The following is a 16,836-nucleotide window of genomic DNA, read 5'->3' on the forward strand; positions in this document are numbered from 1 at the left end:
TTAGGCGGATTTCTTGTTGGAAATCCACCCTGTCCCCTCAATTTCTGGAAATGAGGTAGTCGCGGTTGGCCGGCAAAGATTCGACAATCCGGGATAAGGTGCCATCGGTCCAGCGGATTTCAATACCCTGAAGGGTGTCGTGAGAGCCCAGTCCGAAGTGCGCAAACGCCGCATCGAAGGAGTGAAATCCACCCCCGGCGCGGATTTCGCGCATCTGGTGGCGCGCGCCTTCGGGGCCGTAATGGATCGTCACCCGGCAGCCAATGCAGTCCCGGTTGCCCTGCCCGTCCCGCAGGCGGACGGTGACGCTGTGCCGTTCGCGTTCGCCATTGATGAGGACCTTGAACGGACCGTATAACGTGTTGATGATGAGATCGAGATCGCCGTCGTTATCGAAATCGATGTAGGTGTAGGCGGAACTGTGATCGAAATCCTGCAGGCCGAAAGCCTCCTCCGCCGGGACGAAGGTCTTGCCCTGCTGGTTATGAAAGAAGTTGTTGGAGGTGAACTCCTGCATGATGAGCACGCCGTTGACCACATACAAATCCTGCCACTCGTCGTTGTCCAAATCCACAAAGCGCGCGTTCCAGCTCCATTCCGCCGTGGTCACGCCCATCTTCTCCGACACGTCTTCCATGGTGTTCCCGGCATTCCCCTTCAGGAGAACGTTCGACATGGTGCGGAACCGGATTTCCTCATCGCGGTTGAGTTGCTGCCAGTCGGCTTCGAAATACAGATCGCACATGCTGCGTCCCAGCACGTGCTTCGGATCGATCTTCGCGCACAGGCTGGGGTCGTCCGTGCGCGTCGCCAAAAGCGCCATGCGCGTCACCATGCAATCGCCGATGTCGCGGTGGTTGTCGAGCAGGCTGCACCGTTCATGGATATCCTGCTTTTCCGGATTGAGCAGAGTCACCAGCTTCATCAGGTCACCGCATTCCTTTTCCTCCAACACCTGCGTGCCCGCATTGCAGAACGTGCGCCCGCGTTCCTGCATGAAGGTGCCGAAAATGTTCGACACCACGTCGATGCCGCGGCTCATGCCGATGTTGGCTAGGTACAGGTCCGGCACCAGGTCGTTGTCGAGGTCGCCGGTGTCCATGCTCATCGTGTTCTCGGTGGTGATGGGGATGGTCCCGTCCTGTCGCTTGATCTTCTTAAACACCCCGCCACCCTCGCCGAAGTAATAGGTGTCCGCAACGCGGTAATCATTGCCCACCATCAAGTCCTGCACCGCGTCTCCGTTGAGGTCCGAAAACAGAACGCTGTGCGTTTGCCCCGGAATGCCCGGCAGCGGTTTCAACTCGAACCGCAGCCGATCGTTGAGCACCAGTTGATTGGTCGCGCCCGCGACCGGCGTGCGCGTCAGAATACCCAGAAAATAATTGCCGTTGGCCACATCGAGGAATCCATCGCCATTGACGTCCGTGAATGCCAGCGCGCTGGTCAACACCGCGTCGCCGTTGGGCACCGGCACCACCTCCGGCGAACGCGTGTCATGGCCGGGATTCCGCCACAGATGGTTGCCCTGGTCGAAGGTGGTGACGAACACGTCCAGCCAGCCGTCGTTGTCCATGTCCACCAGCGCCACGTTGATCGCCTCCTTGCCCGCTATCTGCCCCAGCGGCACAGCCAGTTTCCGGAAACGGCTCCCCTCCATATTCTGGTACACCTCGAAGCCGTCATCGGTCGCCACCACCACATCCACCCAGCCATCGCGGTTGATATCGCCCGACGCAATGCCGCGCCCGAAATAAAAAGGATCGATGAAATTGCCCGGCTTGAGCCGGTTGGAATAGGTGATGCCCATTTCCGGACCGGGCACGGAGCGGAACATTTTTTCATTTTCAGGATGCACGTTGCGGGCGCGATGAGGGGTGGACTCGATGCGCACGCCGTCCCGTTCCATCACCGTCTCCTTGTGACGCGGCGCCGTCGGCAGGTACGCGAAGGTTTGCGGCGCAGGATGGGGTTCGAGGGCGTTCAGGTCGGTGGACACCGGCGTCAACGCCTCTTTGGGAGAAGCGGCGATGAAGGCGTCGTACTGCTCCAGCCATTGGATGTGCTGGTGGTGCGAGAACCGGTCCGCCGCCAGCCCCACGCCCACGCCGACGGCGGCCACGATGACGAACAGCTTCACCGCCACCCACAACGAAAACGTGCGCGCCACCACCATCGCCGAATACACGCTGAACGTGCCCAGCGTGAACAGCAGCGTCATGACGAAGCCGTCCGCCAGTTTCGACATCATCATCGCCTGCGTCAGCATGATGTCGAAGGCGATGGGCAGCGGCAGAAACGTACCCAGCACCGCCAGCACGCCGAGATTGCGAAAGTCCGGTTTGAGGCCGATGAAATTATCCAGAGTGATCAGGTGGCTGAGCACCGCTCCCATCAACCCCGCCAGCAACATCAACGGAAACGTGCGCACGAAAATGTATTTGAAGGAGCGCAAGAAGTCGCGCACCGCGCCGATGAACGCCTCGCCCCACGATTCCTTGCGCACGTCCACTTCGCACTCGGTGAACATCGGGTTCGGCGCTTCCGGCCTCACTTCCTGTTTTTTCCTCGGCGGGTCCTTGGAGATGAATGGCACGATCACCAGCACCATAAGAATGGTCGCCCCCACCTTCAACGCCGCCATGTAAAACGGAAAGATCGAAAACAGCATGGTGAGCACGACGATGTTGAGCGTCGGCGAACTGAACATCACCGCCAGCGCTGTTTCCATGCGGCTGCCCGCATCGTAGATGCCCTTGGCAATCGGCGCGACGCAATTGACGCAGACGCCGAGCGGCGTCCCCACCAGCATGCCCAGAAGACTGTTGCGGAAACGGTTCGGCGACGGTTTTTTCGGCAGGTACGACAACAGGGCGAGAAACGCGCCGGCCAGCACCAGGCCGAAACTCATGCCCTTCCAGTTGGTCTCGTACCAATTGAGTGTGGTGTAGAGTATCCGCGTCGGCAACTCCGCGCCCGGAGGCACGTGAAAGTACGCTTCGTGTGACAACTTGTCTTCAAACCCCTCGGTACCGGACATCGCCGCCTTGCTGCTGAGAGCGGGATAGCGCGACATCAGCCAAAACCCCACCGCCACGCACACGCAAAACAAGGCGATGAAAACAATGCGTCGGTTTCGTGTCATAGGAATCGGGGAATCGGAAAAAAGTTTACCAAGGATCCGGAAAAGCGGTTGCGGACATAGCGCGGCTGAATGGGATCGGAAAAGAAGTCATTGTATCCAAAATATTCTCAATTTCCTACTGTTAGACAGAAATTCACGCAGCCTCATGCACCCTTATTTTCAATTCTTTCGATTTATTTGGAAATTACATTGGCTTCCGCCCGGCACCGCATTAAAATAAAAGAGTCGGGATACTGTGATCGATCCCACAGGTTCAAGCAGGTGCAAGCGGAGACTCCATTCGATTTTTCTATGGGGAAATGCGATGCGACACAAGTTCACACACGTTGACCTGCGGGAGGAAGACACCACCGAGTCGTTTTTCTCGCACCATTTTCTGAGCGCCCGCATCAAGACGGGTCACGAATCCAACGAGGGCTTCGATCCCATCTTCACCGAAGGGCGCACGGAAGAGTGGCTGGAAGCGCACTGGAAAGAGATCAAGGACAACGATCTGAAATACGAGGAAGACGTCAACCAGTACATCACGCTGACGCTTTCCGAACTGGTCAACCCGCGGTCCCTGGCGCACCTCAATGAATACCTCATCGATATCAATTCCGACGCCGGGCGCATTGCGCTGTCTCTCAACAGCAAATCCAACAAGTATTACCTGTTCCGCGTCAACGCGGACTTCCTGCTGTTGAACCTGGGGCTGTTTCGTTCGGACCTGTTCCCGGACAGCGACGCGTATGTGGACAAGGGCGGGTCCTATTACTTTTCCGCCGCCACCAGTCTGAAGTCACTGCAGGGCGGCCGCACCGGTTTGTCCGACGTCATGGAAAAACTGTCGGTCAATTTCGGCAAATACGTTGAAATCTTACGGCAGATGAAGCAGGATGCCGACAACTACTTGAGCTTCCACACCCATATCCCGGAAGCCGAAATCAAAAAACTGGAAGAACAACTCACACTGGAAGTAAAGAAAAAGAAAGGTACCGATTCCGACTGAGCCGCAGGCCGGCGGCGCAACAACGCAGGGCGTCGGCGCAACCCGGAATCAACCCGCCGTCAACCCGGACGGTTGACACCTCCAGCACCGGAAAGAGACATCCCGCCGCTGCACCCGGCAACAACACACAGCACCCGGATGCGGCCCACGCCAACTATGAATTTTTTTCAGAAAACGGGAAGGACCTCCCTCGATCTCATCCAAAAGCTGGGGGTGCGTCTGATTTTTCTATTTCAGGTGGTGGGCTGGGCATTGCGGCCGCCGTTCAAAGCCCGCGAGATCATCAAGCAGACCCATTTCATCGGCGTCAAATCACTGTTCGTGATCCTGCTCACCTCCGTGTTCACCGGCATGGTGCTCGGCATGCAGGGCTATTACACGCTCGTGCAGTACGGCGCGGAAGGCAAGCTCGGTTCCGCCGTGGCGCTGACCATCATCCGCGAACTCGGCCCCGTGCTGGCCGCGCTCATGGTCACCGGTCGCGCCGGGTCGGCCATCGCCGCCGAGATCGGCATCATGCGCATCTCCGAACAACTCGACGCGCTCGATACCATGGCACTCAGTCCGCTCAAGTACGTGGTCATGCCGAAAGTCATGGCAGCGATCATCGCCATCCCACTGCTGACCGCCATCTTCGACGTTGTCGGCATCCTCGGCGGCTACATGGTCGGGGTGCACATGCTGGGCGTCAGCGCCGGATCGTTCCTCAGCGGCATGGAGTTGAGCGTGCAGTGGAACGATGTGTACAGCGGCATCATCAAGTCCATCTGCTTCGCCGTGCTCATGGCGTGGATCTGCTGCTTCGAAGGGTTTTATGTGGAACGTTACAGCGGCCACGGCGCCGAGGGCGTGAGCCAGGCCACCACCCACGCCGTGGTGTTGTCCTCGGTCAACATCCTCGTTTGGGATTACGTCATCACCTCTTTCATGATTTGACGCCATGATCAAAATCCGCGACCTCAAAAAACAGTTTCCCAATCAGGAAGTGCTGAAAGGCGTGAGCCTCGATATCCCGAAGGGTCAGATCACCGCCGTCATCGGCCGCAGCGGCACCGGTAAAAGCGTGCTGCTGAAACACATCATCGGCCTGCTCAAACCCGACCACGGCACCGTGTTCGTCAACGGCGACGACATCACCCAAGCCGAAGGCCACCGCCTCAACGAACTGCGCAAAAAATTCGGGATGCTGTTCCAGAACGCGGCGCTGCTCGACTCGATGAGCGTGTTCGACAACATCGCCTTTCCGCTGCGCGAGAAAACGAAACAGACCGAATCCGAAATCAGGGAGCGCGTCGAGGAGGGATTGGCCAACGTCGGCATCGTCGGCATGAACCACAAATTCCCCGCCGAGCTCAGCGGCGGCATGAAAAAACGCGTCGGGCTGGCCCGCGCACTGGTCACGCAGCCGGAGATCATCCTGTTCGACGAACCCACCACCGGTCTCGACCCCATCATGAAAAAAGCGATTCATAAACTGATCTACGACACCCAGCGCCGCTTCGGCTTCACCGCCGTCATGGTGAGCCACGACATCCCGGAGGTGTTTGATTTTGTCGATCAGGTCGCCATGTTGTTCGACGGCGTCATTCACGAAACCGGCACGCCCGGCGCCATGCAGCAGTCCACCAATGCGGCGGTGCAGCAGTTTTTGCGAGGGGACCTCGACGGCCCCATTCAGATCAATTAACACCTGACAACCCCGGCTCAAATCGGGTATTCTAACAACCGACTGGCAGCAGATAGGAGACCGTATTAATGAATGGACGCCGTATCGAAATCGCCGTGGGCCTGTTCGTGGTTCTGGGGATCCTCAGCCTCGGATGGTTGTCCGTCAAACTCGGCAAAAAAGAACTGCTGAACACCGACAACTACTCGGTGTTCGCGGATTTTGAAACCGTGTCCGGTCTGCGCGAAAACGGCGAGATCGAAGTCGCAGGCGTCGTCATCGGCAGCATCGGCAACATCGGCCTGCACAAGGGCATGGCGCGGGTGGAGCTGAAACTGCGCAACGACATCCAACTGCCGGAAGACACCATCGTCTCGGTGAAAACGCGCGGCCTGATCGGCGACAAAATTCTGAGCCTCTCCATGGGCGGTTCCGAGGACACGGTGCCGCCGGGAGGCGTGCTGCTGGAAACCGAATCCGCCCTCGATCTGGAAAGCATGATCAGCAAGGTGGTCTTCGGCGACGTTTGAGTTCACTTCTTCCCAATGGAACGCGTTTTATGAAAAACAAATCTGGTTATTGGTTGTTCTGCGCCGCCTTCTTCGGGCTGATGCTGATGCTGGCGAGCGTGTCCCACGCCCTGGCCTCGGCCGTCACCGACGGATTGAAAACCACCATCGACCGCGTCATCAATGTCGTCACGGACGCCAAGTACAAGGGCGATCCGCAGGCGCGGCGCGCCAAACTGCGCGGCATCATCCATCCCAAATTCGATTACATCGAAATGGGAAAACGCTCGCTGGCCCGCAACTGGCGCGACCTGAGCCCGCAGGAACGCAGGGATTTCATCGACCTGTTCGGACAGCTTCTCGAAAATTCCTACGCCAAAAAAATCGAGTCCTACCAGAACGAAGAAATCAAATACGTCGATGAAGTCATCAAAGGCAAATACGCCATGGTCAAAACCGAGATCGTGCGCAAGAACGATGTGATCGGCGTCGATTACAAATTGATCCAGAACGGCAACGAATGGCAGGTGTACGATTTCATCGTCGAGGGCGTCAGCCTCATCCGCAACTACCGCTCGCAGTTCAACAAGATCATCGTCAAGGAATCGTTCGCCGAACTCATGAAGAAGCTGGGCAAAAAGGTGAAGGACCTGGAGGCGGGCACCGCCAACGACAAAGACGAGATCTGACCCACCCTCTCCCGGCACGCGCATGATTGACAGCTCAGCCCCAACGCGGATCGATCTGGCCGGCAGCACGCTGGACTTGTGGCCGCTGCACCTGTTCTTCGACAACCCGCCCACGCTCAACGCCGCCATCGACCTGTACGCGCGCGTGCAGATCCGCCCACGTGCCGACCGCAAGCTGGTGATCGAATCGCGCGACCTCAAACAACGCGCCACCTTCGCCAATCTGCAACGCCTGCCCGCATCCAAACATCCCCTGGAACTGATCCTGCGCCTGGTGAAATTTTACACGCCGCAAAAAGGGTTGGAGATCGTCACCCACTGTGCGGCCCCGGCGGGTTCCGGCATCGGCGGCTCCTCCGCGCTCAACATCGCCCTCAACGGTGCGCTCAACCGGTTCACCGGGCGCGCCTACCGCCGCGAGCGGATGATCGAAATCGCCAAGAACATCGAGACGCAGGTCATCAACGTGCCCGCCGGAACGCAGGATTACTACGCCGCCATGTACGGAGGGGTGCAGGCGGTTCAGCCCTACTACGACCGGCTGGCCTCGCACCCGATCCCGCTCGATCTCGCCGACGCCACGCGCCGCTTCGTGTTGTGCTACACCGGCAAGCCGCGCAACTCCGGCATCAACAACTGGACGGTGTATCAACAGACGATCAACGGCAAGGCATCGGTGCAGCGCAACCTGCAACGCATTGCCGGCCTCGCCGTCAAAATGGAAACGGTGTTGCGGAAAAAACAGTGGGGACGTTTCGGCGAACTCTTTGCAGAGGAATGGCAGGCCCGGCGGGCGCTGGCGCCGGGCATCGCAACGCCTGAAATGGATGCGTTGATGCGCGCCGCCAAACGGCACGGAGCGCAGGCCGCCAAGGTGTGCGGGGCGGGCGGCGGCGGTTGCATCGCCTTGTTCGTTGCGCCGGAACGCAAGGACGATGTCGCCCAGGCGTTGCAAAACCTGAATGGACGCGTGCTCGACTTCCGCTTCGTACGGCGCGGGTTGGTGGTCAAATCGGACTGAGTCCGGTCATCGGATTTTGTCGGTCACCGGATGGATCCGGTCAGGCCTGCCAGCCGGGCACCAGCGTGCGCGGGGTGCGGCCGTCCAGTGCATCGAATACATTGTCCGCCACCAGGTTGGCCATGATGTCGCGCGTGGCATGGCTGGCGCTGCCGATGTGTGGCGGGATCAGGATGTTGTCCAACGCGGTCATGCCCTCCGTCAATTCCGGTTCGTTTTCGAACACGTCCAGCGCCGCCCCAGCGATCGTTCCCTGCCGCAACGCCTCGACCAAAGCGCGATCGTCCATCACCTTGCCCCGCGCGGTGTTGATGAGGTAGGCCGTCGGTTTCATCATGGCGATCTGTTCAGCGCGGATCATGTAGCGCGTCTCCTCCGTCAACGGCACGTGCAGCGACACAAAATCCGATTCCTTGAGCAGTTGTTCCAACGGCACGTAAGTGGCATTGAGACGGTGCTCTTCGGCTTCCGGCAGGCGGTGACGCTGGCAGTACAATACGTTCATGTTGAAACCGACAGCACGCCGGGCGACGGCGCGGCCGATTTCGCCGCAGCCGATCACGCCCAGCGTTTTGCCGTACACATCGTGCCCCAGAAACAACTTGGCCTGCCAGCCGTCGAAGCGACCTTCGCGCGTGTACCGGTCGGCGGGCACGATCGCGCGCGCAATGCCCAGCAGCAACGCCCACGTCAAATCCGCCGTGGTCTCGTGCAGCACGCCCGGCGTATTGGTCACCCAGATCTTTTTTTCGCGGGCGCGGGCGACGTCGATGTTGTTGAATCCGGCACCGTAGTTGGCGACGAGTTTGAGGTTTTTGGCCGCACCCAGCACTTCGCTGTCGATGCGGTCGGACAGGTACGTGATCATCGCGTCGCTCTCCGCCGCCCGGTTTTGCAACTCGCCAGCAGACAGAGATTGTCCGGAATCGTTGTAATGCACCTCGAAGCGCTCGCGCAGGCGGTTGAGCGCCGGATCGGGAAAGATATGGGTGATGGAAACGACGGGCTTCATGGAATCCTTTGAAATAAAAAGTTCGTGGTGCGTTGAAGCTTCCAATGATATGAAAAATCCACGTCCACCGCCACCCCTTTACCAGGAAAGCGTTGCATCGCTCTTTAAACGAGGGAACCCATAGATTCTTCGTCGCCTGCGGCTCCTCAGAATGACACACTGAGGCCGGGTTTGTCATTCTGAGCGGTAGCGAAGAATCTATGTTTTTCCCTCCCGGTAAAGGGGTGCGAATAGAACAGGGGTTTAGTTGATTTTGCAATCGGACGGGCTCCTCCCAAGGGAGTCCGTTTCCTTCGGGCGCAGCCCGGCTTTTTCGTGATGAACCGGATCGCCGGTTGGGGTAAAATCAACCCATGTTGAAAGTCACCGAAATTTTTAAAAGCATTCAGGGGGAATCGACCCGCACCGGCCTGCCCTGCCTGTTCGTGCGTCTGACCGGATGCAACCTGCGCTGCACCTGGTGCGACACCGAATACGCCTTTTACGGCGGCACCGCAATGAGCGTCGAGGACATCCTGAATGCACTCGCGCCGCATAAAGTTTCACTGGTGGAGATCACCGGCGGCGAACCCCTGTTGCAGGATGCGGTGTACCCGCTCATGCAGGCGTTGCTCGACGGCGGCTACACGGTGATGCTCGAGACCGGCGGATCGCTGCCGCTCGACAAGGTGCCCGCGGCCGTCATCAAAATCGTCGATGTGAAATGTCCCGGCAGTGGCGAAGTGTTGCAGAACCGGTATGACAACCTCGAATGCCTGCAACCGCACGATGAAGTGAAGTTCGTCATCGCCGACCGCACCGATTACGAGTGGAGCCGCAATGCGTTGCAACAATACGGCATCGATAAAAAAGTACAGGTGCTGTTCTCTCCGGTGTACGACAAGCTGCCGCTGAAGGATTTAACCGAATGGGTGCTGGAGGATGGGTTGCTCGTCCGCGTTCAGACGCAGCTGCACAAATGGATCTGGGGTGAGGACGCCATCGGCGTGTGATCCCTTGCCTTCTCTTCCCAAACCGTTCATCCGCTCGTTACGCCGGTTGCGTGACAATCTGAATTGCATGAAGCCGACCCCGAAATCCAAAACCATTGCACGCGCCCTGCTCGCGTGGTTCGACGCCGAGCGGCGTCCCATGCCCTGGCGTGAGACGCGCGATCCCTACCGCATCTGGGTTTCCGAAATCATGTTGCAGCAGACGCAGGTGAAAACGGTGATCCCTTACTACCAACGCTGGATCGCCTCGTTCCCAACGGTGGAAAAGCTGGCCCGCGCCCGCGAAAACACCGTCCTCAAACACTGGGAGGGACTCGGCTACTACTCCCGCGCCCGCAACCTGCATCGCGCCGCGAAAGAAGTGGTGCGCGAGCACGACGGCAGGGTGCCCGACACGCTGGACGGCATCCTGTCTTTGCCGGGCATCGGCCGCTACACGGCGGGCGCGGTGTTGAGCATCGCTTACAACCAACCGGTGCCGGTGCTGGACGGCAACGTCAAACGCGTCGTGTCCCGCCTGTTCGGGCTTATGGAAAACGGCGCCACGCGCAAGTCGGAAACGCGGCTGTGGGAGCACGCCGGATCGCTGCTGCCCGCAACCCGTCCGGGCGATTTCAACCAATCGCTGATGGAGCTCGGCGCCACCGTGTGCCTGCCGCAGAACCCAATGTGCCTGCTATGCCCGATCGCCAAACACTGTGAAGCGTTCAAACAGGGCGAACCGGAACGCTATCCACCCCCCAAACAACAGCCTGAAACAAAAAAAATCGAAGTCAGTGCTGCCATCATCCAAAAGGAAGGGAAAGTGTTCATCCAACAACGTCCACGCGACGGGTTGATGGGCGGGCTGTGGGAATTTCCCGGCGGCAAACGTGAGAAAAAGGAGAATCCGGAAGACTGCCTGATCCGCGAAATCCAGGAAGAGCTGGGCGTCACGGTTGCCATCCGCGAAAAGTTGATGACCCTCAAACACGCCTACACCCGCTTTCGGGTCACTTTGCACGCGTTCACCTGCGACATCGAATCCGGGCGGCTGCGTCCGACGCATTGCGAACGGTGGCGCTGGGTGCGGCACCGGGACCTGGACAAATACACCTTCCCCGCCGCCAATGTCAAGATCGTGAAACACCTGAAAGAGAACGGCAGCTCCTAACGTCAACGCACACTCGAATCCATGATTCCAATCATCAAACTGACCCCCGCGACCAAAGCCATCCTCGTCGGCGCGCTCGGCAACTTTTTATTGTCCGTGATGAAAATCGTCGCCGGGATTGTCGGGCACAGTACGGCGCTGGTTGCCGACGGCGTGCATTCCTTGTCCGACCTGTTGACCGACACGGTGGTGCTGTTCACCTATCGAATCAGCCAGATTCCGGCGGACGAGAACCACCCGTACGGACACGGCAAGGTGGAAAATATCGGCGCCACTTTGATCGGTGCGGTGATCATTGCCGTCGGATTGGGGCTTTTGTACGAAACGTGGTCGGTCATTCAGTCGGGCCGCCAGCAGGTACCCACGCTCATTGCCGCTGTGGTCGCCGGGCTGACGATCCTCATCAAGGAAGGGCTTTATCAATACACACGGATGATGGGAGAAAAGGAAAGCAGCCCGTCGGTGAGCGCCAAGGCCTGGGACCACCGCGCCGACGCCGCCTTGTCCGCAGCGACGCTGGTGGGCATCGTCGGCGCCATGCTGGGCTACCCGATCCTCGACCCGATCGCCGCGGCGGTTGTCGCCCTGGGCATTCTGCACGTGGGGTACCGCATCGTGCGCGGCGGCATTCAGGATTTGATGGACGCGGGCATGAGCGAATCGAAAGCGCTCGAGATCGCGCAACTCATCAAAAGCATTCCCGGTGTCATCCGCTCGCACGACCTGCGCTCGCGCAAGGTGGGCGGTGAATTTTTACTGGACGTCCACATCCAGGTGGACAAGGAAGCCTCCGTCACCGAGGGCCATCAGATCGCCGAAGCCGTGCGGCGGCGGCTCATCCGGGAAGAAGATCAAATTCAGGATATCATGGTGCACGTGGACACCGAGGACGACACTTACTTCGAGCCAATTTACTGGGCGAGCCGCAGTGATGTGATCCGTCTGGCCGATCCCGTCATCGCCGCCACTCCCGGCGTTGCGGCGCGAACGCGGATTCGCACGCATTTTCATCACGGTAAAATCGTTTTGGAAGTGTTCGTGCGGCTTCAGGAATCGCTGAACTCGCAGCAGGAGCGCGACACCGTTCGGACGCTCAAGGAACGGATCGCCGCGCTGGAGCACATCAATGACGTCCGCGTGTACCTGGACATGAACTGACCCCAACGCTCACCCCAGGAGAAAGGAGTGCCATGGCTATCTGCATGACCGCACGCTACCAGGTGGAACCCGAAATGGTGGAAGACTGCAAGCAAACGGTCAAGGACTTCGTCAAATACATCCGCATCAACGAACCCACGACGCTGTTTTACATGGCCAACCAGGAGATGGGGCACCCGACGCGTTTTCTGCACATCATGATTTTCGAGGATGAGGCCGCGGTGGAAAGACACCAGAAATCCCCGGCCACCAAGCGCTTCGTGGACATGATCTATCCCGCTGCGGTGGAACCGCTGGAGTTCAGCGAATTTTACATTCTGGGATACAAGGCGGAGTACAAGGGAACCCCGGGGACCTGACTGGAATTATTTTTTGACTTTGAATTCCTTCAGCGTATCGCGGGACCATTTGATGGACAAGCGGCTGCGGTGCTTGTGGGCTTTTTTCTGGAACGCCGAGCCGAAGATGAGCGGCAATGACACGCTGGGCTCCACGAACGCCATGCAATGGTTCGCCTCCCGGTTGATCTTGCCCCAGGACTGCGCTTCCGCGAGAGTGCTGCCGCTCAACCCGCCCCAGTGCGGCGAATCCGTAGTCATCTGGATTGCGTACTTGTGGCCGCCGGTGTTTTTGCCGAAGACGTAGCTCATCACGATGGAATCGTTGATGTAGTTTTTGGGCACGCCGCCCGCCACGTAAAACGCCGCAGTCCGTTTCGATTTGCAGACAAGCTGGGTGATTTCATAATTGTCGCGGATGGCGTCGAGGGTGATGGGTTTGCGGCCGTTCTTTTTGGCGATGTAGTAATGCTCCGTCAGGCCGATGCCGATGCTGGAATCGTTGATGGCCGGACAGAAAATCGGCACCCCTTTTTTGCGGGCGGTGACGAGGATCGATTCCGGATCGTCGATCGACTTGGATAAAGCATGCAAAAACTCGCGGCTGGAATAGCTGCGGGGTTTCAGGCCGTCGGCGAACGCGCCGATGAGGCTGTCGAACTGGGCGAACTTTTCCTCATCCACATACGTGTCGTAAATGCGGTTGATCAGCAAGTCACGCAGAACGCCGTCGTCGGCGTGCGGACTTCCCCGGTAATGACCGGCCCCCTGCGCGCCGTAATAATCCTGATACACCACTGCGCCCGTCGTCACCACCACATCCACCATGTTGTAATGGATGAGGTCGCGAATGACTTTTCTCAACCCCGCCGCGATCAACGGACCCGCCAGCCCCAGCATGATGGTCGGGCGTTCCTTGTCCGTCAGCATCCGCTCGAAAATGCTGGCGCACATGCCCACGTTCCGCGCCTGGATGGACGTATGCTTGTACGCATCCACCAGATCCGCCACACTTTTGATCTTCGTGTAGTCGATCGGTTCGATTTTCGTTTTCAGCAGATTTTTTTTGAGCTTTTTTTCTTCTGGATCGAGGGGGTGAAGACTTTTGAGGAAATCTTTATAAGCCATTTCTACTCCGGTTGCTTGCTGATGGAACAGGAATCATAACGCCCCGTTTCTTCAAAATCAAGTCCGCAGAAGAAATGGCCGGGGCGGGGTTCCCACACCACGCTGGGACACAGGGTCATATACGGGAACACAGGTCGGTGGCGTGGGTTTTCGTATTCACCTGATCGATGGCTTCGGCGATTTTTCCGTGTTCATCGATGACATAGGTGATGCGGGACGCGTACTGATCGTCCTTGCTCTTGGTGGCCTGATACGCCATCGAAATTTCCCGGCCCACGTCGCACAACAGCGGATACGGAAAATTGAATTTTTCGGCGAAGGCTTTGTTATCGGCTTCGTTGTCCAGGCTGACGCCCAGGACCACCGCATTCTTTTCCTTGAACTGGTCGAACGCATCGCGAAAACCCTGTCCTTCAACAGTGCATCCCGGCGTGTCCGCTTTGGGGAAAAACCACAGAATCACTTTCTGGCCACGCAGCCCTTCCAGTGTCACGCGGTTGCCATTGTGATCGTTGACCAGAAAATCCGGAGCTTCGGTTCCAACTTGCAGCATGCGTCTCCTCCTTCCAAGAATGCGGTCCCATACCGTCTGGGTGATGAATTTGACGAGCGACCATTTGATCATTTAGGGATTGGATGCAGGCAGCGGTGAAAGAGTTCTAAAAACTTCAGGGCTTCCGCGAGTCGCCGGGTTCGCCCTGCGTGCTGTCCTTTTTCAGGCCGCGACCAAGAAAGGCCGTAAGATCAATACCATAATAGCGCAAGGCGGCGAGAACCAGGGCGCAGGCAGCCGCTTCATCGAGATTGCCGACGAGCGGCAGGTTGTCGGGAATCAGTTCAAACACCCCGGCGGTGGGGTTGATCAGGTACACCAGCCCCAACACACCGGCGGCGGCGACCAGAATCCGTTTCGACACACTCTGTTCCGCCATGCACTCACCCCCTCGCCAACAGCTCGGCAATTTTTTCGCCCAGGATCAAATCTTCCGCACGCGTGATCTTGATATTGAGTTCGGAACCGGGGATCACTTTCAACGGCCGCCCCAGGTGTTCGATCAACGTTCCTTCATCGGTGCCGTAGTACGCATCCGCGGCGGCCCTGGCATACGCCTCCTTCAGCACGGCGTAGCGAAACGTCTGCGGGGTCTGCACCCGCCACAGGCCGTCCCGATCTACCGTCCGCTCGACAAACTGTTCCTTGTCCACTTTTTTGACGGTATCGCTGAGCGGAATGGCGGCGATGGCCGCGCCCTCTTCGCGGGCGGCGTGGATGGAGGCCTCGATCATCTCCGGGGTGACGAACGGACGCACGCCGTCGTGCACAACGACGATCTCGGTATCCGCATCGAGCGCTTCAAACCCATGCCGCACCGAATCCTGCCGTTGTTCGCCGCCCGCCACCACCTGTTTGACTTTCGACGCCGAAGTGGCAAAATCACGGACCGCTTCCATCTCATTCGCCGGCACCACCACGATGATTTCATCCACCGCAGCGCAGCGCTGAAACACATCCAGCGTGTGTTGCAGGATGGGTTTGCCGCTCAACGCCAAAAACTGTTTCGGGATCTGCGTTCCCATGCGCACTCCCTGCCCGGCGGCGGGAATGATGGCGGCGATGGTCATGAGCGTTCCTGGGTTAAAACGTGAATGCGGCGGCAATCACTACAAAATGGTTTCCAAAGTCTCAGCCAGGGTTTTCACCCGCACCACTTCGATGCCGGGTGCATTGCTGCCGGGCGCTTTGCGTGCGGTGTGCGGCACCACACAACGCGCAAACCCCAGGTTCGCGGCTTCATGCAGGCGCGGCTCCAGTTGCACAACCGAGCGTACCTCGCCGGTCAACCCCACTTCACCGATGACCACGACACCGGGATCGATCGGACGGTTCTGAAAACTGCTGGCAATGGCCACGGCGATGCCCAGATCCACCGCGGGCTCCGATACCTTGATGCCGCCGGCGAGGTTGACGAAGATATCTTCTCCAGCCAGGTTCAATCCCAGCCGTTTTTCCATGATGGCGACGAGCAGCGTCATGCGGTTGGGATCGACTCCGGTGGCCATGCGGCGCGGCATGCCGATGGAGGACGAGCTTGAGACCAGTGCCTGCACTTCCACCAGCAGCGGCCGCGTTCCTTCCAGCGTGGCGACGATCACCGATCCCGTCGTGTCCTGCGGTCGTTCCGCCAGAAAAATTTCCGACGGATTGCCGACCGGCGTCAGCCCTTCCTGCGACATTTCGAACACGCCCATCTCCGGCGTCGCGCCGAACCGGTTCTTGATGGCGCGCAGAATGCGGTACGAATGGCCGCGTTCGCCTTCGAAATACAACACCGCATCGACGATGTGCTCCAGCGACTTGGGCCCGGCAATGGCCCCTTCCTTGGTGATGTGGCCGATGAGGATCACCGGCAGCGACCGCGTCTTGCAATCCTGAAACACTTTGAACGCCACTTCCCGCACCTGGCCGATGCTCCCCGGCGCGGATTGCAGATCCGTCGTGTAAAAGGTCTGGATCGAATCCAGCACCAGCACGTCCGGCTGCGCCTGATCCACCAGCCGCAATACTTCTTCGATGCAGATCTCGGCGCCGATGATCAAGTGATCGGACAGGCAGCCCAAACGCTGTGCGCGCAGCTTGATCTGTTCCGGAGATTCCTCGCCGGAGACGTACAACACTTTTTTCCCCGTTGCGGCGACGCGCCACATGCTTTGCAGAACGAGGGTGGACTTGCCGATGCCGGGATCGCCGCCGATCAACACCAGCGAGCCGGGCACCAGGCCGCCGCCCAGCGTGCGGTCGAATTCTTCAATGCCGGTGGGGATGCGTGAAGACGGGGCTTCGGACACCTGCGTGATGGGTTGCAGCTCCGGGGCTTCCCGTTTGGCGCGGGGAGCGCGTTTGGGGTCCGCCGCCGGAGGCGCGGCTTCCTCGACCAGCGTGTTCCAATCCTCGCACGCGGGGCAGCGGCCCATCCATTTGGGAGCGCGGTGCCCGCAGGATTGACATACGAACGCGGTCAGTGTTTTTGCCATA

The 16,836-nt window shown here is 58.9% G+C and carries 17 protein-coding genes; 10 read left to right on the forward strand and 7 right to left on the reverse strand.

All coding sequences use genetic code 11. The features are described 5' to 3' along the window. Window positions 1-37: 37 nt before the first annotated feature. Window positions 38-3,145, reverse strand: coding sequence for an FG-GAP-like repeat-containing protein (locus tag QML71_RS11125; RefSeq protein ID WP_282011999.1), 3,108 nt, complete (start codon window positions 3,143-3,145; stop codon window positions 38-40). Between the two features lie 304 nt (window positions 3,146-3,449). Between QML71_RS11125 and QML71_RS11130 the strand changes: the two genes are divergently transcribed. The 6 genes from QML71_RS11130 to QML71_RS11155 all read left to right on the forward strand — a co-directional run bounded on the left by QML71_RS11130 (window position 3,450) and on the right by QML71_RS11155 (window position 8,021). Continuing rightward, window positions 3,450-4,136: a hypothetical protein gene (locus QML71_RS11130; RefSeq protein WP_282012000.1), complete on the forward strand. Its 687-nt coding sequence runs from the start codon at window positions 3,450-3,452 to the stop codon at window positions 4,134-4,136. A 156-nt stretch (window positions 4,137-4,292) separates the two neighbouring features. Then, entirely contained in the window at window positions 4,293-5,072 is a 780-nt protein-coding gene (locus tag QML71_RS11135) for an MlaE family ABC transporter permease (protein WP_282012001.1), read from the forward strand. Between the two features lie 4 nt (window positions 5,073-5,076). Beyond that, complete coding sequence (locus QML71_RS11140; RefSeq protein ID WP_282012002.1) at window positions 5,077-5,823, forward strand: ABC transporter ATP-binding protein; 747 nt, start codon at window positions 5,077-5,079, stop codon at window positions 5,821-5,823. Between the two features lie 68 nt (window positions 5,824-5,891). Then, window positions 5,892-6,332, forward strand: coding sequence for an outer membrane lipid asymmetry maintenance protein MlaD (gene mlaD, locus QML71_RS11145; protein ID WP_282012003.1), 441 nt, complete (start codon window positions 5,892-5,894; stop codon window positions 6,330-6,332). A gap of 29 nt (window positions 6,333-6,361) precedes the next feature. Further along, on the forward strand, window positions 6,362-7,000 hold the full coding sequence (locus QML71_RS11150) for an MlaC/ttg2D family ABC transporter substrate-binding protein (protein WP_282012004.1): 639 nt from the start codon (window positions 6,362-6,364) through the stop codon (window positions 6,998-7,000). A gap of 22 nt (window positions 7,001-7,022) precedes the next feature. Further along, complete coding sequence (locus QML71_RS11155; protein ID WP_282012005.1) at window positions 7,023-8,021, forward strand: GHMP family kinase ATP-binding protein; 999 nt, start codon at window positions 7,023-7,025, stop codon at window positions 8,019-8,021. Between the two features lie 40 nt (window positions 8,022-8,061). Here the strand turns inward: QML71_RS11155 and QML71_RS11160 are convergent, their stop codons facing one another. Then, window positions 8,062-9,033, reverse strand: coding sequence for a 2-hydroxyacid dehydrogenase (locus tag QML71_RS11160; protein ID WP_282012006.1), 972 nt, complete (start codon window positions 9,031-9,033; stop codon window positions 8,062-8,064). A 353-nt stretch (window positions 9,034-9,386) separates the two neighbouring features. Here QML71_RS11160 and QML71_RS11165 point away from each other — a divergent pair, with 353 nt between their 5' ends. From QML71_RS11165 to QML71_RS11180, 4 genes are all read left to right on the forward strand, one after another. Then, window positions 9,387-10,025, forward strand: coding sequence for a radical SAM protein (locus QML71_RS11165; protein WP_282012007.1), 639 nt, complete (start codon window positions 9,387-9,389; stop codon window positions 10,023-10,025). 67 nt (window positions 10,026-10,092) lie between these two features. Continuing rightward, on the forward strand, window positions 10,093-11,178 hold the full coding sequence (gene mutY / locus QML71_RS11170) for an A/G-specific adenine glycosylase (RefSeq protein WP_282012008.1): 1,086 nt from the start codon (window positions 10,093-10,095) through the stop codon (window positions 11,176-11,178). Window positions 11,179-11,199: 21 nt separating this feature from the next. Next, window positions 11,200-12,336, forward strand: coding sequence for a cation diffusion facilitator family transporter (locus QML71_RS11175; protein WP_282012009.1), 1,137 nt, complete (start codon window positions 11,200-11,202; stop codon window positions 12,334-12,336). Between the two features lie 32 nt (window positions 12,337-12,368). After that, window positions 12,369-12,695 (forward strand): putative quinol monooxygenase, encoded by a 327-nt coding sequence (locus QML71_RS11180; protein WP_282012010.1) that lies wholly within the window; start codon window positions 12,369-12,371, stop codon window positions 12,693-12,695. A 6-nt stretch (window positions 12,696-12,701) separates the two neighbouring features. Here QML71_RS11180 and QML71_RS11185 read toward each other — a convergent pair whose 3' ends face one another. The 5 genes from QML71_RS11185 to radA all read right to left on the reverse strand — a co-directional run bounded on the left by QML71_RS11185 (window position 12,702) and on the right by radA (window position 16,835). Beyond that, a complete protein-coding gene (locus QML71_RS11185; protein ID WP_282012011.1) occupies window positions 12,702-13,802 on the reverse strand; it encodes a deoxyhypusine synthase family protein in 1,101 nt (366 codons plus the stop codon). 115 nt (window positions 13,803-13,917) lie between these two features. After that, complete coding sequence (locus tag QML71_RS11190; RefSeq protein WP_282012012.1) at window positions 13,918-14,355, reverse strand: peroxiredoxin; 438 nt, start codon at window positions 14,353-14,355, stop codon at window positions 13,918-13,920. 115 nt (window positions 14,356-14,470) lie between these two features. Further along, entirely contained in the window at window positions 14,471-14,734 is a 264-nt protein-coding gene (locus QML71_RS11195; RefSeq protein WP_282012013.1) for a DUF1232 domain-containing protein, read from the reverse strand. A gap of 4 nt (window positions 14,735-14,738) precedes the next feature. Beyond that, window positions 14,739-15,425 (reverse strand): 2-C-methyl-D-erythritol 4-phosphate cytidylyltransferase, encoded by a 687-nt coding sequence (ispD, locus tag QML71_RS11200; RefSeq protein WP_282012014.1) that lies wholly within the window; start codon window positions 15,423-15,425, stop codon window positions 14,739-14,741. 39 nt (window positions 15,426-15,464) lie between these two features. Next, a complete protein-coding gene (gene radA / locus QML71_RS11205; RefSeq protein WP_282012015.1) occupies window positions 15,465-16,835 on the reverse strand; it encodes a DNA repair protein RadA in 1,371 nt (456 codons plus the stop codon). Window position 16,836: the final 1 nt, after the last annotated feature.

The sequence above is a fragment of the Nitrospina watsonii genome (assembly GCF_946900835.1).
Lineage (GTDB): Bacteria > Nitrospinota > Nitrospinia > Nitrospinales > Nitrospinaceae > Nitrospina > Nitrospina watsonii.